Here is a 25773-nt window from a genome sequence, read left to right on the forward strand (position 1 = left end):
CGGCCGGTTGTGCTGGAAGCCGCCATGGTCACTGCCCCGCATTCCGCCCCGTCGTCGCCCGCTGCGGGCGGGCACGACCGCGTCCTCATCCTCGACTTCGGCAGCCAGGTGACGCAGCTCATCGCGCGCCGGCTGCGCGAATCGGGCGTCTATTGCGAGATCTGGCCCTTCTCCGCCGAGGAGGCGCGCATCCGCGCCTTCGCGCCGAAGGCGATCATCCTCTCCGGCGGCCCGGCGAGCGTCCACGAGGGCGAGAGCCCGCGCGCCCCGGCGGTGGTGTTCGCGCTCGGCGTCCCCGTGCTCGGCATCTGCTACGGCCAGCAGGCGATGTGCGCGCAGCTCGGCGGCGAGGTGCAGCCCGCCGACCACCGCGAGTTCGGCCGCGCCTTCGTGGATGTGGTGGACGCGTGCGCGCTGACCGAGGGCGTGTGGGCGAAGGGCGGGCGCGAGCAGGTCTGGATGAGCCACGGCGACCGGGTGACGCGCCTGCCGCCCGGATTCCGCGTCATCGGCGTCTCGGAGGGGGCGCCCTTCGCCTTCATCGCCGACGACGCGCGCCGCTTCTACGGCGTGCAGTTCCACCCGGAGGTCGTCCACACGCCGCACGGCGCGGCGCTGCTCCGCAACTTCACGCACAAGGTCGCGGGCTGCCGCGGCGACTGGACGATGGGCGCCTTCCGCGCCGAGGCGATCGCCCGCATCCGCGACCAGGTGGGGGAGGGGCGCGTGGTCTGCGGCCTCTCCGGCGGGGTGGACTCGGCGGTGGCGGCGGCGCTGATCCACCAGGCGATCGGCGAGCGGCTCACCTGCATCTTCGTGGACCACGGCCTGATGCGCGCCGGCGAGGCGGAGGAGGTCGTCGCCACCTTCCGCGACCGCTTCAACATCCGGCTCGTGCACCGCGACGCCTCCGACCTGTTCCTCGGCGCGCTGCGCGGCGTCACCGACCCGGAGGAGAAGCGCAAGACCGTCGGCCGGCTGTTCGTCGAGGTGTTCGAGGAGGAGCAGCGCCGGCTCGGCGGCGCCGACTTCCTCGCCCAGGGCACGCTCTACCCGGACGTGATCGAGAGCGTCTCCGCGACCGGCGGGCCGAGCGTCACGATCAAGTCGCACCACAACGTCGGCGGCCTGCCGGAGCGGATGCGCATGCGGCTGGTCGAGCCGCTGCGCGAGCTGTTCAAGGACGAGGTGCGCGCGCTCGGGCGCGAGCTCGGCCTGCCGGAGGGCATCGTCGGGCGCCACCCCTTCCCGGGCCCGGGCCTCGCCATCCGCATCCCCGGCGAGGTGACGCGCGAGAAGGCGGACCTGCTGCGCAAGGTGGACGCGATCTTCCTCGAGGAGATCCGCGCCGCCGGGCTCTACGACGCCATCTGGCAGGCCTTCGCCGTGCTGCTGCCGGTGCGCACCGTGGGCGTGATGGGCGACCAGCGCACCTACGACCACGCCTGCGCGCTCCGCGCGGTGACCAGCACCGACGGGATGACCGCCGACGTCTATCCCTTCGACATGGGCTTCCTGACGCGCGTGGCGAACCGCATCGTCAACGAGGTGCGCGGCGTCAACCGCGTCACCTACGACATCACGAGCAAGCCGCCGGGCACCATCGAGTGGGAGTAGCGCGCGACGGCGGCGCCCGCCGCGCGCGCCGCCCCTACAGCGTCTGGCGCCAGGGCTCCAGCACCAGCCGGTAGCCCTCCGGGCCGCGCCCGATGTTCGCGTAGCCCGGGAAGTGCACGTGCATCCCGGCGATCAGCAGCCGGTCGGTCGCCGCCATGTCGAGCACGCGCCTGCGCGTGGCGATCGCGGCGGCGGAGTCCACGTCGAACTCGATGGCCACCTCCGGGCGCGGGATCTGCACGTCCGGGACGTGGACGATGTCGCCCCAGATGAACAGCGCGTCGCTGCCGGAGGCGATCATGTAGCCGGTGTGGCCCGGCGTGTGGCCTGGGATCGGCATGGCGGTGACGCCGGGGAACACCTCGCCGCCGCGGTGCAGGCGCAGCCGGTCGCGGTAGGGGGCGCCCTGCTGGCGGGCGGAGGGGAAGTAGCGGACGCGATGCATCTCCGGCGCCTGCGCCATGCGCGCGTCGTCGTGCCAGTGCGCCCACTCGTCGGCGTGCAGCACCAGCTCGGCGTTGGGGAAGAACGGCCTGCCGGTGGCGGGGTCGGTCAGGCCGTTGGAGTGGTCCGGGTGCATGTGGGTGAGGATCACCGCCTCGACCTGCGCCGGGTCGAGCCCGGCGATCGCCATGTGCTCGAGCAGCCTGCCGGCGGTGTCCTGCATGGTGTTGCCGCAGCCGGTCTCGACCAGGGCGAGCCGGCCGGCGGAATGGATCGCGTAGCAGTTGACGGAGGTGACGCGCGGCACCGGCCGGAAGGACTCGACGAGCATCCGCGCGGCCTCGTCCGGCGTGATGTTCCTCAGCACGTCGAGCGAGCCGACGAGGAAGCCGTCGCTCAGCGCGATGACGGTGATGTCGCCGACGCGGCGGTGGTAGATGCCGGGGATCTGCTTCTGCGGGACCGGGATGCTCATGCGTCCTCCGTTCGGTGGCGGGCTGCCGCGCGTGCCGTCGCGGCGGCCGGCGCGGGCGCTCGGCGGCACTATCCTCGAGGCGGCGCCTCCTGCCCAGCGGGTAGGGCGATACGCGGTCAGGGCGCGGCCAGCACGCGCGCGCAGGCGAGGGGCATCACCGGCGGCGGTCCCGGCGGGCGCGGCGGCGGGCGGCGCGCCTCGGGCGTCAGCCACCAGTCGAGCGTGGCCGCATCGCAGCCGTCGCCCGGCGGCGGCGGCGCCTGGTCGCGGCAGGCGCCGCGGTCGCCATCGGGGCAGCCGAGGCGCACATGCATGTGCGAATCGTGCCCGCGCCAGGGCCGCACCCGGCGGAGCCAGGGCGCGCCCGCCTCGGCGCGGCAGAGCGCGCGCTTGATCGCGTGGTTGACCAGCACGCGCTCGACCCCCGGGCTCTCCGCGGCGAGCCGTATCAGCGCCGCGTGGCGCGGCGTGAAGCGGGCCGGGTCCACGTCGCTCTCGTCCGGCAGGACGAGCGAGGGGACGCGGATGTCCTCCCGCGCCGCGGCCGGGACCCGCGGCTTGGGCGAGAGGTCGAGCCAGATGTCCACGTCGAGCCCGGTCTGGTGGCTGGCGTGGCCGTAGGCCATCGGCCCGCCGCGCGGCTGGGCGAGGTCGCCGATCCACAGGTCCGGGAAGCCGAGCGCCTGCGCCCGGCCGGCGAAGTCCTGCACGAAGGCGATCAGCCGCGGATGCCCCCAGAAGCGGTTGCGCGAGGCGCGCACCACCTGCCAGCCTGGCCCCTCGGGCGGCAATGCCACCGCGCCGGCGATGCAGCCGTTGGCGTGGCCGCCGATGGCACGGGGCGGGCCGGCCGCGGGACGCCTCAGGGCACCCCAGACCTCGCCGCGGTAGGGCGGAGGCGCGGCGGCGGTCACGGCCGAGAGGTCGCCCGTGGGCCGCCGCGCCGGTTCCGCGGCGGCGGGAAGCGCCAGCGCCAGGACCGGCGCCAGCGCCCGCAGCGCGGCAGCGGCCGCCCGCCTCAGAAGCGCCTCTCGAAGACGGTGACCACGTCGCCCGGCTGCAGCAGCGCGTCGCGCGGGGCGCGGTACTCGTGCGCGCGGCCGTCCGGGCCGATCCGGGTGACCGAGACGTAGTCCTGCAGCGCGCGGTAGTTGAAGCCGCCCGCGACGGCGACGGCGGACAGAGCGGTCATGCCCGGTTCATAAGGGTAGCGGCCGCCCCGCTCAACCATGCCGAGAACGTAGATCGGCCGGTAGTTGCGCACCTCCACGGCGACCGAGGGGTCGCGGAACAGCCCCTTGCGCTGCATCTCCCGCTCGATGGCCCGCTCGACGTCCCGCGTGCTGCGGCCCTGCGCCGGCACGGTGCCGACCAGGGGGAGGGCGATCGCGCCGGCGTCGGTCACGCGGAATTCGCCGGTCAGCCGCGGATCGTTGAACACGGTGACCCGCACCTCGTCGTTCGGTCCGAGGCGGTAGGCGTTGGCGCTGCTCCGGTCCGTCTCCGGCAGCGGCGGCAGATGCGCGCCCGGGGCGGCGCAGGCGCCCAGGAGCAGCAGGAGGCCCATGAGCAGGACGAAACGCGGGCTCCGCTGGTTGCGTGATTGTGATCGCATGGGGCAGTCCCTCTTCCTCCACGCCCGGTGAACGCTTTCTCCGGCCGCTCGTTCCGCCGGGCATCCGAACCGGTGTCCTTGCGGGACCGGTCCATCACGCTGTTGTTTTCCGGTGCGCCGCTCCCTTTGCGTCCGCGCGCGTTTACGGCCTCGCGGCGACGCGCGAGACCTGGCGGCGCCGCCGCCCGAGCGCCTGGTTGAGAGAGGGGGGCCTGGAACCGATGCTAGACCGACCGGTGCAGTCGCGGACACCGCTCGCCACCGCGGAGCCGCGGCCCTTCGCGCCGCGCCCCCCGCTGGGGCCGGGCGCCGCCGCGCCCGGTTACGGCGAGAGCTATGCGCCGGCGATCGAGCCGGAGGGCATGAGCGTCGGCGTCCTGCTCGCCACGCTGCGGCGGCGGCGCTGGGTGCTGATCCTCTGCGCGCTGCTCTTCCCCATCGTCGCCTACGTCGCGACGCGGCAGATGACGCCGCTCTACACCGCCACGACGAAGGTGATGTACGACCGCCAGGAGTACTCGGACCCGGTGCTGCGCGGCCCGACCGCGGTGCTGCAGGACGGCACGACGGACGCGGTGCTGGCGAGCCAGGTCGAGGTGATCCGCTCGCTCTCGGTCGCGCGGCGGATCGTGCGCCAGTTCGAGCTGACGCGGCGGCCGGAATTCGCCTGGTGGCTGCGCGACGCCGAGCGCGCCGGGACCCTGCCTTTCCGCATCCGCGCCGAGCTCGCCGACCGCCTCGCGCCCTGGTCCGCCGAGCTCGCCGAGCTCGTCGCGCCCAGGCCCATCGCCCGCACGCCGCCCGAGGAGCGCGCCGAGATCAGCGCGGCGGAGGCGGTGCTCGATCAGTTGCTGGTCGCGGTGGTGCGCAACAGCCGGGTGCTGCAGGTGCAGTTCACCTCGGAGGACCCCCACCTCGCGCAGGCGGTCGCGAACCTCGCCGCGGAACTCTACATCAACGACCAGCTCGAGTCGAAATTCGCCGAGCTGAGGCGCGCCAACGACTGGCTCGACCGGCGCGTCGCGGCGCTGCGCGGCGAGCTCCAGGCGACCGAGAGCCGCATCGCCGAGATCCGGGCGCGGTCCGGGCTCGCGCGCGGCGTCGCCGCGGGGATCGGGACCGAGCAGCTCAGCCGCATGACCGCCGACCTGACCGCGGCGCGCGAGCAGCTGGCGACGGCGGAGGCGCGACTCGCGGCCGCGCAGCGCGGGGGCGGGACCGATCTCACCGCGCTCGGCGCGGGCAGCGTCACCGCGGCGATCGCCGCCCAGAACGAGGCGCAGCGGGAGTTCGAGCGGCTCTCCGCCACCTACGGCCGGAACCATCCGGAGGTGCGCGCCGCCGCCGCGCGGCTCGCCGCGGCCAACCGCGCCGCCGGCGCGGAGACTGCCCGCGTGGTGTCGGCGCTGACCGCCGAGGTGCAGGCGCAGCGCGCCCGCGTCGCCAGCCTCGAGCAGTCGGTCCGCAGCCAGCAAGAGGTCCTCAACGAGACCCAGGCGGCCGAGATCCAGGTCGCCGCGCTGGAGCGTGACGCGGAGGCGCTGCGCGCGCTGCTCCGCGCCGTGCTCGAGCGCTCGCAGCAGACCGTCTCGCAGAACGCGATCGAGCGGCCGGACGCGCGGGTGCTCTCTCCGGCGACGCTCCCGGTGCGGCCGAGCTTCCCGCGGGTGACCGCCTTCGTCGCCGCGGCCGCGGTGCTCGGCATCCTGTTCGGGCTGCTCGTCGTCTGGGTGCTCGAGCAGGCCGACAGCACCATCCGCTCCGGCGACGATCTGCGCGGCGCGCTCGGCCTGCCGTGCTTCGCGCTGATTCCGACCCTGCGCAAGGGCATCCTCGGCCGCCACCGGGCCGAGGACTACGTGGTGCGCAAGCCGCTCAGTCCCTACGCCGAGGCGATCCGGACGCTGCGCGCCGCGCTCTGGCTCGGCGCCGACCCGCCGCGCATCGTGCTGGTCACCGCGGCGCGGCCGGGCGAGGGCAAGACCACCACCTCGATCTCCCTCGCCCGCTCGGCGGCGATGAACGGCGAGCGGGTGCTGCTGATCGACTGCGACGTGCGCCAGCCGGGCGTGGGCCGGGTATTCCGCGCCGAGGGCGCGCCGGGCGTGACCGACCTCCTGCTCGGCCAGGCGACGCTCGAGGACATCCTCCGGCGCGACCACCTGACCAGCCTCGACTACATCCCGGCCGGGGCGGCGGAGATCCACTCGCTCGGCCTGTTCATGTCGGAGGCGATGGTGGCGCTGCTCGAGCGGGTGCGGCGGGACTACGACCTGATCGTGCTGGACGCGCCGCCGGCGCTCGCCATGGCCGACGCGCGGGTGGTGGCGCGGCTCGCGGACGCCACCCTGCTCTGCGTGCGCTGGCGCGACACGCCGCGCAGCGTGGTGCGCAACTCGCTCGGCCTGCTCGAGGAGGCGCGGGCGCGGGTGGTGGGGGCGGCGCTCACCCGGGTGGACGCCAAGGTCCACCGCCGTTCGGGCTATGCCGACAGCGAGGTGTATCATCCCCGCTACGGGGGCTATTTCAGGGAGTAGGGGCTTGGGGCGAAGCTATCTCGTGACCGGCGGTGCCGGCTATGTCGGCAGCCACGTCGCGCTCGCGCTGGTCGAGCGCGGCGACCGCGTCGTGGTGCTCGACAACCTGCACCAGGGGCACCGCGCGGCGGTGCCGGCGGGCGCGGAGCTGGTGGTGGCCGATCTCGCCGACCGCCGCGCCGTGGCGGAGGTTTTCGCCGCGCACCGCTTCGACGCGGTGCTGCACTTCGCCGCCCTCTCGCTGGTCGGCGAGAGCATGCGCGAGCCGCTGCGCTACTGCGCCGAGAACGCGGCGAACAGCCTGTGGCTCGCCGAGGCGGCGGTGAAGGCGGGGGTGCGGAAGTTCGTGCTGTCCTCCACCGCCGCGCTGTTCGGCGAGCCGGACCGCATCCCGATCGACGAGGAGGCGCCGGTCCGGCCGGGCTCGGCCTACGGCGAATCGAAGCTGATGGTGGAGCGGGGCCTCTACTGGGCCGACCGGGTGCACGGGCTGCGCTCGGCCTGCCTGCGCTACTTCAACGCGGCGGGCGCCGATCCGGAGGGACGCCTCGGCGAGGACCACCGGCCGGAGACGCACCTGATCCCGCTCGCGATCGACGCCGCGCTCGGGCGCACGCCGCCGCTCACCGTGTTCGGCGCGGACTACCCGACGCCCGACGGCACCTGCATCCGCGACTACGTGCACGTGACCGACCTCGCCGACGCGCATCTCCGCGTGCTGGAGCGGCTGGAGCACGGCTCCTGCCGCTACAACCTCGGCAACGGGGCGGGGTACTCGGTGCGCGAGGTGATCGCGGCGGTCGAGCGCGTCGGCGGGCGCAAGGTGCCGCACGCGGTCGGGCCGCGCCGGCCGGGCGACCCGCCGGTGCTGGTGGCCTCGAGCGAACGGCTGCGGCGCGAGACAGGCTGGACGCCCAGATTCGCCGGGCTCGACGCGATCGTCCGCACTGCCTGGGCGTGGCGCGAGCGGCATCCGCAGGGGTACGGCGGGCGCGCCGCCACCGCGCCGGCGACGGCCTGAGGCGGCAGCGCGGGCGGAGCGGCGGGCGGCATCGGGAGGGCCCATGTTCGAGGACGATTTCCGCGGCACGGAGCTCGACCGCCGCAAGTGGCAGATCGTCTACCACGGCAGCACCTACTGGAACGGCATGTTCGACTGGGACCGCCGGGGCGTCGCGGTGCGGGGCGGCGTGCTGCGCCTGCGCGCTTTCCGCGACGGCGGCCGCTGGAAGGCCGGCGGCGTCTCGATGGGGCTGAAGGCGACCGGGTTCGAGGGGTTCCTCGGCGGACAGGTGGACATCTGCGCGCGGATCCCGCCGGGGAAGGGCCTCGGGCAGGCCTTCCTGCTCTGGCCGGCGCTGCCCGACGCGCAGGGCCGCCTGGTGTGGCCGCCCGAGATCGACATCGTGGAGACGCCGAGCGTCGACAAGCAGCAGGTGATGACCACCCTGCACTGGCAGGGGCCGCGCGGCATCAACGACGACCGCTACGACTCGCGCTTCACCGACGTGGACGCGACGCAGTGGCACACCTACTCGATCGTCTGGACGCCGGGGCGGCGGCTCGAGTTCTACGTGAACGGGCGCCACAAGCACAGCTGGACCGAGCACGTGCCGGACATCCCGATGAGCATCGGCCTGCAGGCGCATGTCGCCTCGGCGTCCGAGGCCTGGCACAACGGCCCGCCGGACGCCGACGCGCCCGATCCCTACGAGGTCGAGGTCCGCTACGTCCGCTGGATCGGCCGTCGGGTCCTCACGCCGGAGGCGCCGGGGGCGGCGGTCTGCGGGCCGGGAGAGGCCGGCGCATCCCCGCGCCGCCCCGGAGGCGGCCGGTGAGGGAGTCGACCAGGCGGCTGCTCCGCACCGCCCAGACCTATGCGCCCTGGCTGGGCGACGCCAAGGCCGAGCTGCAGCACCTGCTGCGCGGCATCGCCCGGCGGCCGTTCGAGCCGGACTTCGCCGCGCTGCGCCTGTTCGGCGGCGAGGACCGGCTGCACCTCGACGTCGGCGCCAACCGCGGGCAGAGCATCGCGGCGATCCGCATGACCGCGCGGCGCCCGCGGATCCTTTCGTTCGAGCCGAACCCGGCGCTCGCGGCGCGGCTCGAGCGCCGGTTCGGCCGCCTGCCAGGGGTGCGGATCGAGCCGGTGGGACTCGGCGACCGCGAGGGCGAGTTCGACCTGCACATCCCCTCCTACCGCGGCTACGTGTTCGACGGCCTCGCCTCGATCGACCGCGCGGCGGCGGCGTCCTGGCTGAACCCGCGGACGATCAGCGGCTTCGATCCCGCCAAGCTGCGGATCGAGACGGTCCGGTGCCGGGTGGTGACGCTCGACAGCCTCGCGACCGCACCCTTCTTCATCAAGCTCGACGTGCAGGGCTACGAGCTGGCCGCGCTCCGCGGGGCCGAGGAGACGCTCCGCCGCCACCGCCCGGTGCTGCTGATCGAGACGCCAGGCGCGGCGGTGCTGGATCACCTCGCCGGCCTCGGCTTCCGGCCCTACCTCTACGACGCGCAGGCGGGACGCTTCCGCGCCGGCCGCACCGGCACGCTCGGCACCTTCTTCCTCGCGGACGAGAAGGCCGAGCTGGTGGCCCGCCACATCGAGGCCTGATCCCGGAAGGCGGCGCCCGCGGCCCGCAGGGCGGATCCCGCCTCAACTGGTCATCCGGTCGAGCGCCGGCACCCGGCGCAGCGCGTGGACCTTGACGAGGATCGGCAGGAACACGCCGGCGAGCGTCAGCGCCGGCGCGTGGACCAGGAAGCCGGACGCGGTCCAGCCGACGCCGGCCGCCAGCAGCAGCGCCTTGGTCAGCCCGATCGCGACCGTGTTGAGCAGGTAGATCGCCATCGAGTAGCGGCCGAAGAACAGGGGCCAGGACGCCGCGGCGAGCGGCGGCAGGCGCATCGCCCCGTGCAGCGCCGGGATCGCCGCCACGCCGCAGACGGCGAGCGACCACCACTCGCCGATCCAGCCGAGATGGGCGGCGAGCAGCGACAGCGCGAAGGCGGCCCACCAGAGGGGCTGCCGGCGCTCGAACAGCGGCAGCCAGCGCGCTTCCCGCGCGGCGGCCAGGCAGCCGAGCGCGAAGAAGAGGAAGTGCCGGCCGAACTTGTCGAGATAGGCGATCGCCGGCAGCTCGACCGCGGCCAGGACGAAGCCGAGCGCGACGAAGCCGGCGAGACCGATCCGCGGCACGAGCAGCGGCGCCAGGGCGCTGCTGAGGAACAGCACCCAGAGGAACCAGACCATCGTCGCCGGGCTCTCGCCCGTGGTCCAGACGAGGTCCCGCAGCCCCTGGAGCAGCCCGGCCGGCGCGTTGTCCACGTGCAGCACCCGCGCCGCGACGAGCTTGCCGAGCAGCACGAACAGGCCGAACAGGAGGAAGGGCAGCAGCAGCCGCTCCGCCCGCCGCCGCAGCAGGTCCGGGACCGCCGCGGAGGGGGTCAGCGCCGCGCCGGTCAGCCACGCCACGTAGCCGCTCAGGTAGAGGAAGAACGGCATGTGGAATCGGTAGATCAGGTAGCGGACCTGGTCGTACCACTCGACCCCCGCCGGCGGCTCGCGCGCCACGATGTGGCCGAACACGACGAGCAGGATCGCCACGCCCTTCGCGCGGTCGAGGTCGAGCCGGCGGGCGCCGGCCGCCGCCCGGGCGGGACGGCCGGCCGCCGCGGCGGCGCCCGGCGCGGGCGGGCGGGGGGGCGCCGCGGCGTCGAGCGTGCGGTCCGGGGGCGGCATGCTACGCGGCCCCTCGTCTTCCGCCGCCGCCTCCCGCGGCTGCGGGGGCGCCGCGGCGCGGCCGGGACGGGAGGGGCGCCGCGCCGGGCGCGGTCCGCACCTCGAGGCGGCTGCGGGCCATGGCGGCGGTGAACCAGATGAACTGGACCACTCCCGTGGTGGCGATCAGCACGTTGTCGAAGGCGGCGTGGAACAGCGCCGCGACCAGCGCGCAGCGCAGCACGACCCGCTCCGTCCGCGCGGTGCGGCGCGTGCCGCCCCAGATCCAGGCGACGATGCCGGCGAAGATCGCGGCGCAGCCGACCACGCCGGCGTCCACGGCGAGGCGCAGGTACTCGTTGTGCGCGGCGTTGGAGCGGATCAGCCTGATCTGCGGATCGTCGGGATCAACGATCAGCTTGCCCGCGCCGAGGCCGTAGCCGAACAGCGGCCGCGCCTCGATCGCGTCGACGAAGTAGGGCCAGATCACGTCGCGGCCGGAGTAGTTGAACTCCCCGTCGCTGCCGATGAAGCGGTCGAGCGCGTAGAGGAAGGCCGGGCCGAGGACGATGAGGCCGGGCAGCATCCCGCCCATCACCAGGTCCGCCTTGCGCCGCAGCGGGAAGATCCGGTCGCGGGCGGCGATGAAGACCAGCAGCAGGAACAGCGCCACCGTCGTCGTCGGGGCGCGCGCCTGGGTGGCGAACAGGACGAGCAGGTTGGCGGCGCCCAGGACCAGCCAGATCGGGCGGAAGCCCCGCAGGTACTCGAGCGTGCAGGCGAAGATCGCGGTCACGACGAAGCCCGCCAGGAAGGGCGCGCTGTGCATGCCCTGGAAGCGGCCGTAGATCGGGTCGACCGCGAAGTGCGGGCCGATGAGGTCGTAGAGCACGCCGACCGCGGCGCTCACCAGCGGCACCGCGACCACGCCCTTGCACAGCAGCGACCACAACCGGCGCGGCGCCGCCGCGAAGGCCAGGACGAAGGGCGCGGTGGAGCCGAGGAAGCTGCGCACCATCTCCGGCAGGTCGACGACCCGGCCCATGGGCAGCACGACGATGCTGGTCGCGGCGATCGCCGCGAAGGCGAGAAACGGCCAGTTGACCGCCGAGGCGAAGCCGTAGCGCACCGTCAGCATGGCGGCGAGGACGAAGGGCATCACCTTGACCACCGCCGCGCCCAGCGCGCCGAGGCCCTCGCTCGCCCCGCTCGCGGCGGCCTCCTCCGTCCCGTCCCGGACCGCGCTCGAGGCCATCCGCGCCAGTTCGAAGTCCACGCCGAGGCCGTAGGTCGCGACCAGCAGGACCGCGAAGGCCAGCGGGTACTCGTAGAGCAGCAGCGCGGCGGGGATCAGGATCAGGAGCGGCACCAGCCGGATCGTGATCTCCGGCGCGGCGATCGCGGCGCCGAGGAGCGCCGCGCCGACCGGCAGGATCAGCAGCCAGGGACGGAGCGTGGATGGAACGGATCGCATGCGCGTGGCGTTGTGGCGGGCGGGTCGTCGCACCCGACAACGCCGCAGGCGAAATCAGGATGCATCGGGAACGGTGATGGGAGGTCTGCCTTCGGCGAGGATCGGCGCGGGCCTCGCGCGCGATGAGGCGGCCGGCCGCGCCGAGCCCGCGGCGCGCCCCTTGCCGGGCCGCGAGGGCCGCGCCGCCGTCGCCCCGGCGGGGGCGGCAGCGCCGGGGGGCGCGGCGCCGCCGCGGGTCGCGGCGCTGACGCGGCTCCGGCTGCTCTTCATCGGATGGGTGGTGATCTATCACCTGGAACTCGCGCTCGGCGCGCTGCGCGGCGTGCCGGTGGCGGAGGCGGTGGTCCGCAAGGGCTGGCTCGGGGTGGACGGGTTCTTCCTGCTCTCGGGCTTCGCGCTCTGGCTCGGCTACCACCGGCGGCCGCCCTGGGGGCTGCGGGGACATGCGCGGTTCCTCGGGCGCCGACTGGCCAGGCTCTACCCGCTGCACGCCCTGGCGCTGCTCGCGCTCGCCGCGCTGGTGGGGCTGGCGGCGCTGGCCGGGCTGCAGGTGAACGACCCGACGCGTTTCGGGATGCGCGACTTCTGGCTCCAGGCGCTGCTGGTCAACAGCTGGGAGACGACGGACGTCCTGGCCTGGAACTACCCCTCCTGGGCGCTCTCGGCGGAATGGGCCGGCTACCTGGCGTTCCCCCTGCTGCTCGCGGCCGTGCTGGCGGCGCCGCGGCCGGCCCTGCTCGCCGTGCCGCCGCTCGCCCTCGCCGCGCTGCTCGCGCTGGGCGCGCGCGATCCGGGGGCGGGGCTCAACCTGACCGTGCACCTGGGGCTGCTCCGCTTCGCGTCCGAGTTCGTGCTCGGCCTCGCCCTGGGGCGCCTCTGCGCGGAGAGCCCGCGGCCCGGGGCGGTGGCGCCGGCCGCGCTCGCGATCGCCGGCCTCTGCGTGCCGGGCGGAATCGCCCTCGGCGTGGACACGGTGACGGTGGCGGGGCTGGCCGCGCTGATCGCCGGCGGGTACTGCCGCGAGGCCGCCCGGCCGGCGCCGGCGACGCCGCCGCGCGACCTGGCGCTCCGCCTCGGCGAGGCGTCCTACGGCGTCTATCTCTGCTGGGTCTTCGTCGAGGCGGCACTGGTGCTGCTGCTGCGGGTCGCCGACCCCTCCCAGCCGGCGCGGCTCGCGCTGATGGGGGTGGCGCTCGGCGTCAACCTGGCGGCCGGCTGGCTCGCCTGGCGCCTGGTCGAGGTGCCGGCCCAGCGCTGGCTGCTCGCGCGCATGGGCGGATAGTTCGCGGTCGCGGCCGATCCGCCCTTGGCCGTCGGCGTCCCCGGGCGCCCGGCCGCGGCGCGTGCGCCGTGGGACCCGGCGGGAGGCGCGGGTGGACCGGTCGGCGCCCGCGGTCCCCGGGATCAGCGGGTGGCGTCGCCAAAAAGCCTGCCGCGCGCCGCGCCGCCCGGCGCGCCGCGGCCGCTGCCGCGGCGGAGCAGGGTCCGCGCCGCGAGCAGGCAGCCGCGCGCGTAGCCGAGGTTGTAGGCCGCACCGCACCGCACGCGCATCAGCCGCACCGAGGCTTCCGGCCAGGCGAGGAGCGGGGCCTGGACCGCCAGCCTGGCGAGCCGCGGCGGCAACCGGCGCAGCGAGCGGCCGAGGCCGCGCCGCCGGTCGCGCAGCGCGTCGGTGGCGCCCTGCCAGTAGAGGCGCCGCAGCAGCCACCCCGGCCGCAGCCGCTCGGCCTGGATGTGGTGCCGCACGGCCACGGCGCCGTCGTAGAACACCCGCCAGTCATGCGCCCAGAGCCGGTCGAGCGCCTCCACCTCCTCGCCGGAGAGGAGGCGGGCGCCGACCCGTCCGAGGGCGGCGTCGAACCCGCCGACCGCGCGCAGCGGCGCCACCGCGAAGGCCATGTTGGCGCCGTAGACAGCGGCCTCGGCCGGGGTTTCCGGCGCCCCGACCTCCCCGAAGCCGGGCCACTCGACGATGGTCAACACGCCACGGAGCCGGTCCGGCCACCAGGGCGGCAGCGGCGCCTCCCACTCCGGCAGGATGCGCCCGCCGAGCGCGGCCGCGTCCGGGGGCAGGGCGGCGATCCGGGCGAGCAGCGCCTCCGCCCAGTCCGGCTCCGGCACCGCGTCGTCGTCGAGATAGGCGATCCAGCGCCCGCTGGCGGCGGCGAGGCCGAGGTTGCGCGCGACGGAGAGGCCGGGCGTCTCGCTGCGGAGCAGGCGCGCACCGGCGGCGGCGGCGAGCGCCGCAACCTCCATCGCCGGCAGCGGTGGCGAGGCGCTGTCCACCACGATGGTCTCGCAGCGCGCCCGCGCCGCGGCCGACTGCCGGGCGAGCCCGTGGAGGCAGGCCGCGAGGTAGCGCGGCCGCGCATGGGTGCAGACGACCACCGACAGGGTCGGCCGGCCGTCCGCGCCGCGCCCGGCGGTTTCCGGGCCCGGCGGCAAGGGGTCAGCTCTGGAAGCGGAACGCGCCCGGCGGCGGCACCGCGATGGAATCGCTCTCCGGCGCGGCCGCCTGGCGCTGCTGCTGCGCCTCCTTGGCCCTGGCCTCGACCTGGCGGAGCAGGTTGACCAGGCCGTTGGCGAGCGTCGGCAACTGGACCAGCGGCACGCAGAGCTGGCCGGCCGGCATGGGCTTCCCCTCGGGACCGCTCTGCGCGAGCGTGATGCGGGCGACGCCGTTCGCGACGGTGGCATCGAGCATGCCATCGGCGAACAGGATGGTGCGAATCTCGGCCATGTCGTGATGCTCTCCCGTCGGCGGGCCGCGCGACCCGTCCCTTGCGTTTCCCCGGCGCCGCCGCGGCGCGCCTACTGCTCCCGGAAGGCGCGGTGGAAGCTGTCCAGGATCGGCTGGATCATGTAGCGGAAGAAGCTCCGCTCGCCGACCTGGATGTAGGCTTCAACCGGCATGCCGGGCACCAGTTGCACGTTCGGCAGCCGCTCGAGCTGTTCCGGGTCGATCAGCACGAAGGCGCGATAGTAGCTGTGCCGGGTGCGCTCGTCCATGGTCACGTCGGAGGCGACGTAGGTCACCTCGCCGTGCAGGAAGGGGACGAGGCGCTGCTTGAACGCCGGCAGGCGCACCTCGGTGCGGAGGCCCGGATAGACCACGTCGATGTCGTTGGGCTGTACCATCACCTCGGCGATCAGCCGGTCCTGCAGCGGGGTCAGGTCCATGACCGCGTCGCCGGGGCGGACCACGGCGCCGATGGTGAAGACGCGCGAATTGACGACGATGCCCGGTTCCGGCGCGACGATGTCGCGGCGCTGGGCCACGTCCTGGGCGGCGCGCAGCCGCTCCTCGACCTCGGCGAGGCGGGAGCGGACCTCGCGCAGCTCGGCCGAGACCTCCTGCAGGCGCTGGTCCTCGATCTGGCGGATCTGGCTGCGCGCCTCGAGGATGGCGTGGCTGGCGCGGTCGATGTCCGCCTGGGCGGCGGTGATGCGCGCCTCCTGCTCGGTGGCGCTGCGCTGGATCTGCAGCAGGCGGGGGCGCTGGATCAGACCCTGGCGGACCAGGGGACCGATGTCCGCCTCCTCCTGCCGGAAGCTCTCGAGCTGCTGGCGCGCCGAGCGCAGGGTGCCCTCGGCGGAATCGCGCACCGCGTTCTGCTGGTCGATCCGCGCCTGGAGCACGCTGATCTGGCTGGCGAGGCTCGCCTGCCGGGCCTCGAACAGGGCGCGCTGGCCGGCGACCGCGTCGCGGGCGCGAGGATCCTCCGCGGCGAGCAGGTCCTGCGGGAAGGCGATCTCGCGCAGCCGGGCGAGTTCCGCGGAGAGCCGCGCGTCCTGGGCGAGCAGCGCCCAGCGCTGGCTGCGCAGGGCCTCGAGGTTGGCGCCGGACTGGATGTCGTCGAGCCGCATCAGCACCTGGCCGCGCTCGACCCGGTCGCCGTCGCGCGCCAGGATCTCGCGGACGTAGCCGCCCTCCATGTGCTGGATGGTGCGGCGCTGGCCCTCGACCTTGATGACGCCGGGCGCGATCGCCGCCTCCGAGAGCGGGGCGAGGACGGACCACGCGCCGAACCCGCCGAAGAACAGGAGCATGGAGATGAAGCCGAACAGCATCGGCCCCCGCGTGCGCGGGCGAGGCGCATCGAGGATCTCCTCGACCGGCGGCCGCAGCGCGCCGCCCGCGGCGGGGAAGGCGGGCAGGCCGACCCGCCGAGGCCCGACGGCCTGGTCGCGGCCGCCGGGGGGCGGCGGCGCGGGCGGTCGCGCTGGCGCCGCGGCCGGGGGGGCGGCGCGCGGCCGTTCGGCCAGCGCGGTGTCGGAGCGGGGAGGCGTGGTGGTGAGGCTCATTGGGCGGCCCTCTGGCCTTCGAGGCGCGGCGTGGCGCCGGAGGCCGTGGCGGCGATTTCCTGCGGGCGCGCGGGCTGCATCAGGCGCTTGAGCACCTCGACGCGCGGGCCGAACATCTCGACCGCGCCGTCGCGCAGCAGCAGCACCTTGTCCACGCCCTGCACCAGGGTCGGCCGGTGCGAGACGAGGACCACGGTGGTGCCGCGCTGCTTGAGCTCGGCGAGGGCGCGCATCAGCCCGGCCTCGGCGTCGCCGTCGAGGTTGGAGTTCGGCTCGTCGAGGATGACGAGCTTCGGGTTGCCGAACATCGCCCGCGCCAGGCCGATGAGCTGGCGCTGGCCGCCAGAGAGGTGCTGGCCGCCGTCGCCGATCTCGGTGTCGTAGCCCTGGGGCAGGCGCAGGATCATCTCGTGGCAGCCGGCGAGCCTCGCGGCCGCGAACACCTCCTCGGGCTCGGCCTCGCCCATGCGGGCGATGTTGCGGAAGACGGTGCCGTCGAACAGCTCCACGTCCTGCGGCAGGTAGCCGACGTGGCGGCCGAAGTCCTCGCGCATCCAGGTGTAGACGTCGGCGCCGTCGAGCCGGACGTTGCCGGCGGTCGGCTGCAGCGTGCCGATCAGCAGCCGGATCAGCGTCGTCTTGCCGGCTGCCGAGGGCCCGATCACGGCGAGGCTCTCGCCGGCGGCGAGCGCGAAGTTCACCCCCTTGATGATCGCCACCGCCTGGCCCGGGAAGGCGTAGGAGACGCGCTCCACGGTCAGCCGCCCGCTGGGCTCGGGCAGCGGCAGGCCGGGCGGGCGCAGCCGGGGGAGGGAGAGGAAGGTCTGCAGGCGGCGGAAGCTCTGCCGCGCCTGGACGAGCTGCTTGTAGCCGCCGATGAGCTGCTCCACCGGCGCGAGCGCCCGGCCCATGATGATCGAGGCGGCGATCGAGGCGCCGGCGGTGATCTCCTGCTGCAGCACCAGGAAGGCGCCGGTGCCGAGGACGCCGATCTGCACGGCGAGGCGCATGAACTTGGTGATGGCCAGCAGCACGGACGCCCGGTCCGAGGCCGCTCCCATGGCTGGCGCCGCCTCCGCCACCGATTCCCGCCAGCGGCTCATCACCGCCGGCAGCATGCCCATGCTGTCGATCACCTCGGCGTTGCGCACGATCGAGTCCGCCCGCCGCTGGGTCGCCATCGAGGCGGTGTTGGCCTGGCGCAGGAGGCCCGCGGTGGCGACCTCGTTGAGGATCGCGAGGGCGAACAGCAGCAGCGCGCCGAGCAGCGCGATCCAGCCCAGGGTGGGGTGCAGGGCGAAGATCACCAGCAGGAAGATCGGCACCCAGGGCACGTCGTAGAGGTTGAGGACGCCGGGCGAGCTCAGGTAGTTGCGGAACACGGCGAGGTCGCGCAGCGCCTCCATCCGGTAGGAGCGGCCGCGGAGCTGGCTCTCGACCGCGCGGACGAAGCCCTCGGGCGCGACCCTGTGCTCCATCCACGAGGCGACGCGGTGCATCACCTTGGCGCGCGCGGCCTCGAGCAGGGCGAGCACGCCGATCCCCGTGATCGCGACCACGGTGAGGTAGATCAGGGTGTCGACACTGCGGGTGGAGAGCACCCGGTCGAACACCTGCATCATGTAGATGGAGACGGTCAGCTGGAGCAGGTTGACCACGCCGCTGAACAGGCCGACCGACCAGAACTGCCGCTTGCATGCCCGCAGGGCGAGGGCGAGCGGGGTCTCCGCCGCGCGCTCGCCGAACATCCCGGCGGCCTGGGCGCGGTTGCCGAAGAACATCGCCATCCCCCTTCAGCTCCCGAACGCCGCCAGGATCCGCGCCAGGACCTGCGGGTTGCCGTGCAGCCAGGCGGCGGCGACCGCGGCGAGGCCCAGGGCGAGCAGGTTGGCGAGGACCAGCATCGCAAGGCCCGGCGGCCGGGGGTGGCGGCCGAGATGCTCGGCGACGGCCTCGGCGCGGATCTCCTCGACCCGGTTGTGCAGCAGGCGGAAGGCGTGGTCGTGCAGCTCGCGCGTCGCCCGGTCGCGCCACCGTTCGGCCGCCTCGGGGGCGGCGAGGGGCGCGGCGGCCTCGCCCTTCGCGGCAGCCGCCTCGTGCGCCTCGACGGCCATGGCGTAGGCCAGCAGATCGGTGAGCCGGTCGTCGCCGCGGCCGCTGCGGAACGCGCCGAGGCGCGGCGGCGCCTCCGGCGCGGCGGTGTCCGCCGTGGGCGGGGGGGGAACCTTGCCGGCCGCGGTCACTGCGGCCTCCGGCGGGCGCGGCGCGGCCTGGGGGAGGTCCGGCCGCAAGGTCTCGACAGGCGACGACGCCATCGGGGGGCATCCACTCCAGCACAAGAAAAAGACAGAGGGGCGCGGCGCGGGGAAGGGATGGCCCGCGCAACAACCGGTGAACTCGCGCTGTCATTCCGCGGGTGGCCGGTCGTCCGCATGCGTGGTAGCACGGTCGAGCGGGGTTCCGCACCGGGAGTCACAGGGTGTTCCGCCACCGTCAATGTTCGTTCTCCGGCATCGGGGGCGTGCTCGGGGCCGTCCTCCTCGCGGGGGCGGCCGCCTTCGAGGCCCAGGCGCAGGTCTTTCCGGCCGAGACGACCGCCCGGGGAGCGACGGTCACGACGCGGCCCAGGCCCGAATTCGATCCGCTCGGCGTCCGGGTCGGCGCGTTCCGGCTCGACGCCGCCGCCGATCTCGGGCTCGGTTACGACGACAATGTGTTCGCGGAACGGCGGAACCGCACCGGGGACGGCTTCTTCGACTGGCGCCTCGGCGCGGGCCTGGAGAGCGACTGGTCGCGCCACGCGGTCGGGGTGGCGGGCAATGTCGGGGGGCGGCGGTACTTCTCGCAGGGCGCCCTCGACTGGCTCGACTGGTCGGTCGGCGCCTTCGGGCGCCTCGACATCGGGGCGGCGTCCAGCCTCGAGGCGCGCTACACCCACCGGCGCGAGCATCTCGACACCGGCAGCGTGGACCTGCAGCAGGCCGGCGTCGCCGAACCGGCGCCTTTCGACGTGGACGAGTTCCAGATCGCCGGAAACACAAGGCTCAACCGGCTGGCGCTCACGGCGCTTCTCAACTACCAGATCTTCCGGTTCGACGACATCGCCCCCGGGGGGGTGCCCCAGACGCTGTCGGCGAACGACTTCCAGACGTGGATCGCGGTGGTCGGCGCCGGCTACGCCTTCGCGCCGGGGCGGCTCGGCACGCTGGTCGCCCGGTTCCAGGACATCCGGTACGAGCGGGCGGTTTCCCGCGGGCGCGACAGCTTCACCTGGGAGGTGCTGGTCGGGTTCCAGTACGATTTCGACGGCGTCTGGCAGGGCCGCGGCGGGATCGGCTACCGCCGGCGCAGCTACGAATCCCCCGCGATCAAGGACCTGGAAGGGCCGGCCTTCGAGGCGCAGGTGATCTGGGCGCCGAGCCAGATCACCACCGTCACCCTCGGCCTGCGCCGGACCATCGAGGAGTCCATCAGCCTCAGCCGCGTCAGCTACACCCGCACCCTGCTCCAGGCCAACGTGGACCACGAGCTGCTGCGCAACGTGATCCTCGGGCTCGAGTTGGGGGCGGACCGGCGCGTGTACGAGAGCCCGAGCCTCCGGGCCACCGACGCCTACGCCATCCTCTCCGGCCGCTGGCTGCTCAACCGCAACATGCAGCTCATCGCGAGCTACCAGCACGTGAACCGGATCGAGGCCACCGGCGGCGCCGAGGAGTACTACCGCAACCTGATCCAGGTGCGCCTGCGGATGGCCATCTGACCGCGGAGAACGCGTGGGCGAGGAGAGCCGCGGAGCGGTGCCGCCGGGCCGGGTCGGGCTGCTCGGACTGGAGTTCGATGCGCTGGACCTGGCCGGGGCGACGCGGGCGATCGCGCAGCGGCCGGCCGGGGCGCCCTTCGCCTACGTGGTGACGCCCAATGCCGACCACCTGGTCCGGCTGGCGCGGGAGCCGGAGCGGCTCGGCCCGCTGTATCAGGGGGCGTGGCTGCGGCTGCTCGACAGCCGGGTGGTGGCGCGGCTGGCGCGGCTGCTCGGCCTGCCGGTCCCGCCCGTGGTGCCGGGCAGCGACCTGACGGCGGCGCTGCTCGCCCCCTCCCACGGGCAGCCCGCCGTGGCGCCGGACGAGCGGGTGGCGATCCTCGGCATGGCGCCCGAACGGGTGGCGGCGCTGGCGGCGCGGACCGGGCTTTCCGCGATCGCCCATCACGACCCGCCGATGGGCTTCGAGGGCGACCCGGCGGCGCTGGAGGCGGCGCTGCGTTTCGTGGAGCGGGCGCAGGCGCGCCTCACCTTCCTCGCCGTAGGCTCGCCGCGGCAGGAGATCGTGGCGCGCCGGCTGGCCGAGCGCGGACAGGCGCGCGGCACCGCGCTGTGCATCGGGGCGAGCCTGCTGTTCCTCTGCGGGGCGGAGCGCCGGGCACCGGTTGCGGTGCAGCGGGCGGGGCTGGAGTGGGCCTGGCGGCTTGCCCAGGATCCGCGCCGGCTGGCCCGGCGCTACCTGCGGGACGATCCGGCGATCCTGGCGCTGCTGTGGAGGGAGGCGCGGGGGCGGCGGCAAAGCTGACACATAATGGCAGACAAAATCGAAAATTATATGAATTTCAAAGATTTTCTCGGCTCATGGCTGACCGCGCCTCGGCCGGCGCCACCAGGGCAGGCGACGGCCTGGCGCCGCAGCGATCGCGCGCGAGCGGATCGGACGGGGGGCCAGGACGCGGAGGACCGCCCTCGCCGCCAGGGACGGGCGGAGTTCGGCGCGCTATTCCGCGGCGCCCGCGGCGGTCTCGATCGCAGACGGTGCCGCGCGCGGCGGGGCGAGGCCGCGCGCCGGCCCGCTGGTCGCGGCGCCGGCGACGCGCGGCCGCGGCTCCACCTGGCGGCGGGTGATTTCCGGCGCGAGGTCGGCGAGGTCGAGATAGGCGTCGGCTTGGCGGCGCAGCTCGTCGGCGATCATCGCCGGCTGGGTGCGGATCGTGGAGACCACGGTGACGCGCACCCCGCGCCGCTGCACCGCCTCGACGAGGCGGCGGAGGTCGCCGTCGCCAGAGAAGATCACCGCGTGATCGAGCCTCGGGGCGAGCTCCATCACGTCCACGGCGAGCTCGACGTCGATGTTGCCCTTGACCCGCCGCTTGCCGGTGGCGTCGGTGAACTCCTTGGCCGGCTTGGTGACCACGGCGTAGCCGTTGTAGCCGAGCCAGTCCACGAGCGGGCGGAGGGGGGAATACTCCTCGGTCTCGAGCAGCGCGGTGTAGTAGTAGGCGCGCACGAGGACGCCCTGCTTGCGGAAATGCGCCAGGAGGTTCTTGTAGTCCACGTCGAATCCCAGCGTGCGGGATGCGGCGTAGAGATTCGCCCCGTCGATGAAGAGCGCGAGGCGTTCGGTCCGCTCGAAATGCAAGGTGGCGATCGTCCGGAACACAACGGCCCGCCGGGGCGGCGGGCCCTCATGGAACGCGGACGATAGCGCTTCGTTCCGTCAATGGAAACACAAAATCGTGAACGGATCGACTCGTGAGGGCGGCGGCGGAACCGAAACCGGAGACATCCTGGTCGCGATCGGGGCGAACCTGCCGGCACCCGACGGGACCCCGCCGCTCGAGACCTGCCGCCGCGCGGCGGTGGCGCTTGATCGGGCGCTGCCGGGGCTGCGCCTCGTCGCGCTCTCGGGCTGGTGGGCCTCGGAGCCGGTGCCGCCCCAGCCCGGCGCGCCACGCTTCATCAACGGCGTGGCGCGGCTGCGGGCGCGCGGCGAGATGGCGCCCGATCCGCCGGCGGCCCTGCTGGCGGCGCTGCACCGGCTGGAGGCCGCTGCGGGGCGGCGGCGGCCCTACCCGAACGCGCCGCGAAGCCTCGACCTCGACCTGATCGCCTGGGGCGGGATCGTGCGCGACGCGCCGGACCCGGTGCTGCCGCATCCGCGCGCCCATCGGCGCGGCTTCGTGCTGTGCCCGCTCGCCGAGGTGGCGCCGGGCTGGCGGCATCCGCGGCTTGGCCTCACGGTCGAGGCGCTGATCGCGGCGCTGCCGGAAGGGGAGTCGCGGCCGGAACGGCTGCCCGACTGAGCGCGGCAGCCGGCGCATGTCCCCCCGCCCATGGCGGCCGGACGCCTTGCGGCGTCGCGAGGCGCTGGCTATCTGGGAGGTTCACCCGCGATTCGGCGCCTCCGCCGCCCCGAAGCCGCCCCCTTCTTCCGCGATCGGAGCCGATTGCCCATGGCCCGCGTAACCGTCGAGGATTGCATCCTCAAGGTCCCCAACCGCTTCGAGCTGGTCCTGCTCGCCGCCCAGCGCGCGCGCAACATCAGCCGCGGCGCGGAGATCCTCGTGGACCGCGACAACGACAAGAATCCCGTCGTCGCGCTGCGCGAGATCGCGGAAGGGCTCATCGACCTCTCCGCGCTGGAGGCGGACCTGGTCAAGTCGCTGCAGCGCGCGCCGGAGCCGGAGCCCGCCGACGAGGAGGTGCTCGACCTGATCGCCACCGACGAGAACATCTTCGGCGTGATGGACGTGAACGAGGAGCCGCTGCCCGAGGCCGGCGGCGGCTCCGAGGAGCTTTCGCCCGAGGAGATCGAGGCGGCGATCGCCGCCGAGCTCGGCGGCGGCAACGGCGGCACCGCCGGACGCTGAGGACGGGTTCGCCATGACGACGGCGCGCGACGCCCGGGCGGAGGCCCCGGCGCCGCGCGCGCCGGAGGGGCTCTCCGGCGGGATGGCGGAGCCGGCGGCGGCCGTCGCCGTGGCGCCGCCGGCCATGGCGCCGGGCGGCGCGGAGCCGGACGCGATGGCGGCCGCGCTGCTGCGGCGGCTGGCGGCGAACGACCCCAAGGCCGACCTCGGTCTGGTCGAGGCCGCCTACCGCTTCGCCGCGGAGGCGCATGCCGGGCAGCAGCGCGAGAACGGCGACCCCTACATCACCCATCCGCTCGCCGTGGCGGAGATCCTCGCCGGCTTCCGGCTCGACGCCGGCACGATCGCCACCGCCCTGCTGCACGACGTCGCCGAGGACACCCCGGTCGGGCTGAAGGAGATCCAGAAGCGCTTCGGCGCCGACATCGCGCGCCTCGTGGACGGCGTGACCAAGCTGACGCGCCTCGAGCTGCAGTCGGAGCGCACCAAGCAGGCGGAGAACTTCCGCAAGCTGGTGCTGGCGATGAGCGAGGACATCCGCGTCCTGCTCGTCAAGCTCGCCGACCGGCTGCACAACATGCGCACCCTGGATCACGTCGCCCAGCCGGAGCGGCGGCGCCGCACGGCGCGCGAGACGATGGAGATCTACGCGCCGCTCGCCGAGCGCATCGGCATGGAGGCGCTGAAGACCGAGCTGGAGACGCTCGCCTTCCGCGAGCTGAACCCCGACGCCTGGGCGACGATCGCGGCGCGGCTCTCCTTCCTGCGCGGCCAGGGCGCCGACCTGATCGCCGAGATCGAGGAGGACCTGCGCCGGGTGCTGGCCGAGGCCGAGGTGCCGGTGATCGAGGTGCAGGGGCGGGAGAAGGCGCCCTACTCGATCTGGCTGAAGATGCAGCGGAAGAACGTGGCGTTCGAGCAGCTCTCGGACATCATGGCCTTCCGCGTCATCGTCCCCGACAAGGCGGACTGCTACGCCGCGCTCGGCGCCATCCACTCCGCCTACCGCGTCGTGCCCGGGCGGTTCAAGGACTACATCTCCACCCCCAAGACCAACGGCTACCAGAGCCTGCACACCGGCGTGACGGTGCCGGCGCGGCGCAACGCCAAGATCGAGATCCAGATCCGCACCCGCGAGATGCACGAGGTGGCGGAGTACGGCGTCGCCGCCCACTGGCTCTACAAGCAGGGCGGCGAGGCGGCGCGCGAGCAGGGGCGGCGCTACCCGTGGGTGCGGGCGCTGCTCGAGATCCTGGAGAACGCCGCCGAGCCGCAGGAATTCCTCGAGCACACCAAGCTCGAGCTGCACCGCGACCAGGTGTTCTGCTTCACCCCCAAGGGCGACCTGATCGAGCTGCCGCGCGGCGCCACGCCGGTGGACTTCGCCTACCAGGTGCACAGCGAGGTCGGCGATTCCTGCGTCGGCGCCAAGGTCAACGGCCGCATCGTGCCGCTCCGCCACCAGCTCGAGAACGGCGACCAGGTCGAGATCATCACCGCCCGCGGCGGCACGCCCAACCCGGCCTGGGAGCGCTTCGTCGTCACCGGCAAGGCGCGGGCGCGCATCCGCCGCTTCGTCCACGCCCGCCAGCGCCAGGAGCAGCAGGAGAACGGCCGCGCCGCGGTCGCCAAGGCGTTCCGCCAGGAGGGGCTCGACTTCTCGGAGAAGCTGGTCGAGCCGGCGCTGAAGGCGCTGAAGCAGCCCGACCTCGACGCGCTGTGGCATGCCGTCGGCTCGGGCAGCATCACCGCGCGGGAGGTGGTCCACGCCGCGGTGCCGGAACTGCGCACGCCGCCGCGCCCGGCCGGGGCGCCGACGCTCGCCCGGCCGCGCGGACGGCTCGGCGCCGGGCCGCTGCTGACCGCCGCGGCCATCGAGGGCAAGGGGGAGGCGCGGGGCGGCGCGGCCGGCCGGCGGGGGCCGGGCAGCGGGCCCCGCGATTCGGCGATGGGCATCCTCGGCCTCATCCCGGGGATGGCGGTGCACTTCGCCGGCTGCTGCCATCCGCTGCCGGGCGAGCGCATCGTCGGCATCGTCACCACCGGCCGCGGCGTGACCATCCACCGCTCGGACTGCCACACCCTGGAGAGCTTCGCCCAGACGCCGGAGCGGTTCCTCGACGTGGAATGGGACTATGGCGGCGGGCTGCCGCCCGGCGTCACCCACACCGGGCGCATCGGCCTCGTGGCCGAGAACGCGCCGGGCGCGCTCGCCGCGCTCACCACCGCCATCGCCAAGCAGGAGGGACAGGTGAGCAACCTGCGCATCGTCCACCGCGCCGCCGACCATCTCGAGATGCTCGTGGACGTCGAGGTCAGCGACCTGCGCCACCTCGCCAACATCATCGCCGCGCTGCGCGCCTGCCCCGGCGTGTCGGAGGTGGAGCGGGCGCGCGGATGATCATCGGCCTCGGGTCGGACGTGATCGACATCCGCCGGATGGAGCGGACGATCGCGAAGTACGGCGACCGCTTCATCGAGCGGATCTTCACTCCGGTCGAGCGCGCCAAGGCCGAGCAGCGCACGGAGCGCATCCGCGTCGCCACCTATGCCAAGCGCTTCGCGGCGAAGGAGGCGGCGGCGAAGGCACTCGGCACCGGCTTCCGGGCGGGGGTGTTCTGGCGCGACCTCGGGGTGGTGAACCTGCCCTCCGGCCAGCCGACGCTCTGCCTGACCGGCGGGGCGGCGGAGCGGCTGCGGGCGATCACGCCGCCGGGGCACGCCGCGCAGGTCACGCTGACCATGACCGACGAGTACCCCTACGCCCAGGCGATGGTGGTCATTGCCGCGGTGCCGCTTCCTTGACATCCGGGCCGTCGCCGGGCTTCTGTCCCCGCCCGCCCGGGCGGGAATCCGCCGGCGTGACGCAGTTCCTCCGCGGCCATCCGGGGCGTCGGGCGCGGCGCATGACGGGACGGCGCGAGCGGAGGGCAGAGAAGTCGGATGCCG

Annotated in this window: 23 protein-coding genes; 12 read left to right on the top strand and 11 right to left on the bottom strand. The window is 74.3% G+C overall.

The features are described 5' to 3' along the window. The first annotated feature begins 24 nt into the window (after positions 1 to 24). The gene (gene guaA, locus IEX99_RS05860; protein ID WP_188899085.1) at positions 25 to 1617 is read left to right on the top strand and encodes a glutamine-hydrolyzing GMP synthase; all 1593 of its coding nucleotides are present in this window, start codon (positions 25 to 27) and stop codon (positions 1615 to 1617) included. 34 nt (positions 1618 to 1651) lie between these two features. Here guaA and IEX99_RS05865 read toward each other — a convergent pair whose 3' ends face one another. The 3 genes from IEX99_RS05865 to IEX99_RS05875 form a co-directional block, all read right to left on the bottom strand. Continuing rightward, positions 1652 to 2536 (bottom strand): MBL fold metallo-hydrolase, encoded by an 885-nt coding sequence (locus IEX99_RS05865; protein WP_188899086.1) that lies wholly within the window; start codon positions 2534 to 2536, stop codon positions 1652 to 1654. Positions 2537 to 2652: 116 nt separating this feature from the next. Next, the gene (gene mepA, locus IEX99_RS05870) at positions 2653 to 3450 is read right to left on the bottom strand and encodes a penicillin-insensitive murein endopeptidase (protein WP_229677835.1); all 798 of its coding nucleotides are present in this window, start codon (positions 3448 to 3450) and stop codon (positions 2653 to 2655) included. Positions 3451 to 3554: 104 nt separating this feature from the next. After that, positions 3555 to 4151 (bottom strand): polysaccharide biosynthesis/export family protein, encoded by a 597-nt coding sequence (locus IEX99_RS05875; protein ID WP_188899087.1) that lies wholly within the window; start codon positions 4149 to 4151, stop codon positions 3555 to 3557. A 221-nt stretch (positions 4152 to 4372) separates the two neighbouring features. Here IEX99_RS05875 and IEX99_RS05880 point away from each other — a divergent pair, with 221 nt between their 5' ends. Genes IEX99_RS05880 through IEX99_RS05895 form a run of 4 tightly spaced genes read left to right on the top strand, consistent with a single transcriptional unit; the run spans position 4373 to position 9305 of the window. Beyond that, entirely contained in the window at positions 4373 to 6688 is a 2316-nt protein-coding gene (locus tag IEX99_RS05880) for a GumC family protein (RefSeq protein ID WP_188899088.1), read from the top strand. A 4-nt stretch (positions 6689 to 6692) separates the two neighbouring features. Further along, positions 6693 to 7709: a UDP-glucose 4-epimerase GalE gene (galE, locus tag IEX99_RS05885; protein WP_229677836.1), complete on the top strand. Its 1017-nt coding sequence runs from the start codon at positions 6693 to 6695 to the stop codon at positions 7707 to 7709. 43 nt (positions 7710 to 7752) lie between these two features. Beyond that, the gene (locus IEX99_RS05890; RefSeq protein ID WP_188899090.1) at positions 7753 to 8526 is read left to right on the top strand and encodes a glycoside hydrolase family 16 protein; all 774 of its coding nucleotides are present in this window, start codon (positions 7753 to 7755) and stop codon (positions 8524 to 8526) included. Further along, positions 8523 to 9305, top strand: coding sequence for an FkbM family methyltransferase (locus IEX99_RS05895; RefSeq protein WP_188899091.1), 783 nt, complete (start codon positions 8523 to 8525; stop codon positions 9303 to 9305). The genes IEX99_RS05890 and IEX99_RS05895 overlap by 4 nt, the downstream gene beginning before the upstream one ends. A 42-nt stretch (positions 9306 to 9347) precedes the next feature. Here the strand turns inward: IEX99_RS05895 and IEX99_RS05900 are convergent, their stop codons facing one another. Continuing rightward, entirely contained in the window at positions 9348 to 10433 is a 1086-nt protein-coding gene (locus IEX99_RS05900) for an acyltransferase family protein (RefSeq protein WP_188899092.1), read from the bottom strand. A 1-nt stretch (position 10434) separates the two neighbouring features. After that, on the bottom strand, positions 10435 to 11886 hold the full coding sequence (locus IEX99_RS05905) for an O-antigen ligase family protein (RefSeq protein WP_188899093.1): 1452 nt from the start codon (positions 11884 to 11886) through the stop codon (positions 10435 to 10437). A gap of 160 nt (positions 11887 to 12046) precedes the next feature. Between IEX99_RS05905 and IEX99_RS05910 the strand changes: the two genes are divergently transcribed. Beyond that, positions 12047 to 13168 carry an acyltransferase family protein gene (locus tag IEX99_RS05910; protein ID WP_188899094.1) on the top strand — a complete coding sequence of 374 codons (1122 nt, stop codon included), beginning with the start codon at positions 12047 to 12049 and terminating at the stop codon, positions 13166 to 13168. A 122-nt stretch (positions 13169 to 13290) separates the two neighbouring features. Here the strand turns inward: IEX99_RS05910 and IEX99_RS05915 are convergent, their stop codons facing one another. The 5 genes from IEX99_RS05915 to IEX99_RS05935 all read right to left on the bottom strand — a co-directional run bounded on the left by IEX99_RS05915 (position 13291) and on the right by IEX99_RS05935 (position 18506). Next, positions 13291 to 14331, bottom strand: coding sequence for a glycosyltransferase family 2 protein (locus IEX99_RS05915; RefSeq protein WP_188899095.1), 1041 nt, complete (start codon positions 14329 to 14331; stop codon positions 13291 to 13293). A 4-nt stretch (positions 14332 to 14335) separates the two neighbouring features. Next, complete coding sequence (locus tag IEX99_RS05920) at positions 14336 to 14626, bottom strand: hypothetical protein (protein WP_188899096.1); 291 nt, start codon at positions 14624 to 14626, stop codon at positions 14336 to 14338. Between the two features lie 71 nt (positions 14627 to 14697). Beyond that, entirely contained in the window at positions 14698 to 16191 is a 1494-nt protein-coding gene (locus tag IEX99_RS05925) for an HlyD family type I secretion periplasmic adaptor subunit (protein WP_188899097.1), read from the bottom strand. Continuing rightward, a complete protein-coding gene (locus tag IEX99_RS05930; RefSeq protein WP_229677837.1) occupies positions 16188 to 17978 on the bottom strand; it encodes a type I secretion system permease/ATPase in 1791 nt (596 codons plus the stop codon). Before IEX99_RS05930 ends, IEX99_RS05925 begins: the two co-directional genes overlap by 4 nt. A gap of 6 nt (positions 17979 to 17984) precedes the next feature. Beyond that, on the bottom strand, positions 17985 to 18506 hold the full coding sequence (locus IEX99_RS05935; protein ID WP_188899098.1) for a hypothetical protein: 522 nt from the start codon (positions 18504 to 18506) through the stop codon (positions 17985 to 17987). Positions 18507 to 18712: 206 nt separating this feature from the next. On the opposite strand from IEX99_RS05935, the gene IEX99_RS05940 reads away from it, so the two are divergent. Then, positions 18713 to 19951, top strand: coding sequence for an outer membrane beta-barrel protein (locus IEX99_RS05940; RefSeq protein ID WP_188899099.1), 1239 nt, complete (start codon positions 18713 to 18715; stop codon positions 19949 to 19951). Between the two features lie 13 nt (positions 19952 to 19964). After that, complete coding sequence (locus IEX99_RS05945) at positions 19965 to 20756, top strand: WecB/TagA/CpsF family glycosyltransferase (protein ID WP_229677838.1); 792 nt, start codon at positions 19965 to 19967, stop codon at positions 20754 to 20756. Between the two features lie 195 nt (positions 20757 to 20951). Here the strand turns inward: IEX99_RS05945 and IEX99_RS05950 are convergent, their stop codons facing one another. Beyond that, a complete protein-coding gene (locus IEX99_RS05950; RefSeq protein WP_188899100.1) occupies positions 20952 to 21593 on the bottom strand; it encodes a LabA-like NYN domain-containing protein in 642 nt (213 codons plus the stop codon). A gap of 97 nt (positions 21594 to 21690) precedes the next feature. On the opposite strand from IEX99_RS05950, the gene folK reads away from it, so the two are divergent. The 4 genes from folK to acpS all read left to right on the top strand — a co-directional run bounded on the left by folK (position 21691) and on the right by acpS (position 25629). Next, positions 21691 to 22257 (top strand): 2-amino-4-hydroxy-6-hydroxymethyldihydropteridine diphosphokinase, encoded by a 567-nt coding sequence (gene folK, locus IEX99_RS05955; RefSeq protein ID WP_229677839.1) that lies wholly within the window; start codon positions 21691 to 21693, stop codon positions 22255 to 22257. A 150-nt stretch (positions 22258 to 22407) separates the two neighbouring features. Next, positions 22408 to 22824, top strand: coding sequence for a DNA-directed RNA polymerase subunit omega (gene rpoZ / locus IEX99_RS05960; protein WP_188899102.1), 417 nt, complete (start codon positions 22408 to 22410; stop codon positions 22822 to 22824). Between the two features lie 13 nt (positions 22825 to 22837). Continuing rightward, positions 22838 to 25225: a RelA/SpoT family protein gene (locus tag IEX99_RS05965; protein ID WP_373285162.1), complete on the top strand. Its 2388-nt coding sequence runs from the start codon at positions 22838 to 22840 to the stop codon at positions 25223 to 25225. Next, on the top strand, positions 25222 to 25629 hold the full coding sequence (gene acpS / locus IEX99_RS05970; RefSeq protein ID WP_188899103.1) for a holo-ACP synthase: 408 nt from the start codon (positions 25222 to 25224) through the stop codon (positions 25627 to 25629). Before IEX99_RS05965 ends, acpS begins: the two co-directional genes overlap by 4 nt. The last annotated feature ends 144 nt before the right edge of the window (positions 25630 to 25773 follow it).

Source organism: Caldovatus sediminis (assembly GCF_014644455.1).
Taxonomy (GTDB): domain Bacteria; phylum Pseudomonadota; class Alphaproteobacteria; order Acetobacterales; family Acetobacteraceae; genus Caldovatus; species Caldovatus sediminis.

What these genes read in the sequence shown, in the direction of transcription:
- acpS (WP_188899103.1), top strand. Translation starts at nt 25,222, where the DNA reads ATGATCATCGGCCTCGGGTCGGACGTGATCGACATCCGCCGGATGGAG.
- IEX99_RS05875 (WP_188899087.1), bottom strand. Translation starts at nt 4,151, where the DNA reads ATGCGATCACAATCACGCAACCAGCGGAGCCCGCGTTTCGTCCTGCTC.
- guaA (WP_188899085.1), top strand. Translation starts at nt 25, where the DNA reads ATGGTCACTGCCCCGCATTCCGCCCCGTCGTCGCCCGCTGCGGGCGGG.
- IEX99_RS05905 (WP_188899093.1), bottom strand. Translation starts at nt 11,886, where the DNA reads ATGCGATCCGTTCCATCCACGCTCCGTCCCTGGCTGCTGATCCTGCCG.
- IEX99_RS05890 (WP_188899090.1), top strand. Translation starts at nt 7,753, where the DNA reads ATGTTCGAGGACGATTTCCGCGGCACGGAGCTCGACCGCCGCAAGTGG.
- IEX99_RS05935 (WP_188899098.1), bottom strand. Translation starts at nt 18,506, where the DNA reads ATGGCGTCGTCGCCTGTCGAGACCTTGCGGCCGGACCTCCCCCAGGCC.
- IEX99_RS05965 (WP_373285162.1), top strand. Translation starts at nt 22,838, where the DNA reads ATGACGACGGCGCGCGACGCCCGGGCGGAGGCCCCGGCGCCGCGCGCG.
- IEX99_RS05865 (WP_188899086.1), bottom strand. Translation starts at nt 2,536, where the DNA reads ATGAGCATCCCGGTCCCGCAGAAGCAGATCCCCGGCATCTACCACCGC.
- IEX99_RS05880 (WP_188899088.1), top strand. Translation starts at nt 4,373, where the DNA reads ATGCTAGACCGACCGGTGCAGTCGCGGACACCGCTCGCCACCGCGGAG.
- IEX99_RS05930 (WP_229677837.1), bottom strand. Translation starts at nt 17,978, where the DNA reads ATGGCGATGTTCTTCGGCAACCGCGCCCAGGCCGCCGGGATGTTCGGC.
- IEX99_RS05920 (WP_188899096.1), bottom strand. Translation starts at nt 14,626, where the DNA reads ATGGCCGAGATTCGCACCATCCTGTTCGCCGATGGCATGCTCGATGCC.
- IEX99_RS05925 (WP_188899097.1), bottom strand. Translation starts at nt 16,191, where the DNA reads ATGAGCCTCACCACCACGCCTCCCCGCTCCGACACCGCGCTGGCCGAA.
- IEX99_RS05900 (WP_188899092.1), bottom strand. Translation starts at nt 10,433, where the DNA reads ATGCCGCCCCCGGACCGCACGCTCGACGCCGCGGCGCCCCCCCGCCCG.
- rpoZ (WP_188899102.1), top strand. Translation starts at nt 22,408, where the DNA reads ATGGCCCGCGTAACCGTCGAGGATTGCATCCTCAAGGTCCCCAACCGC.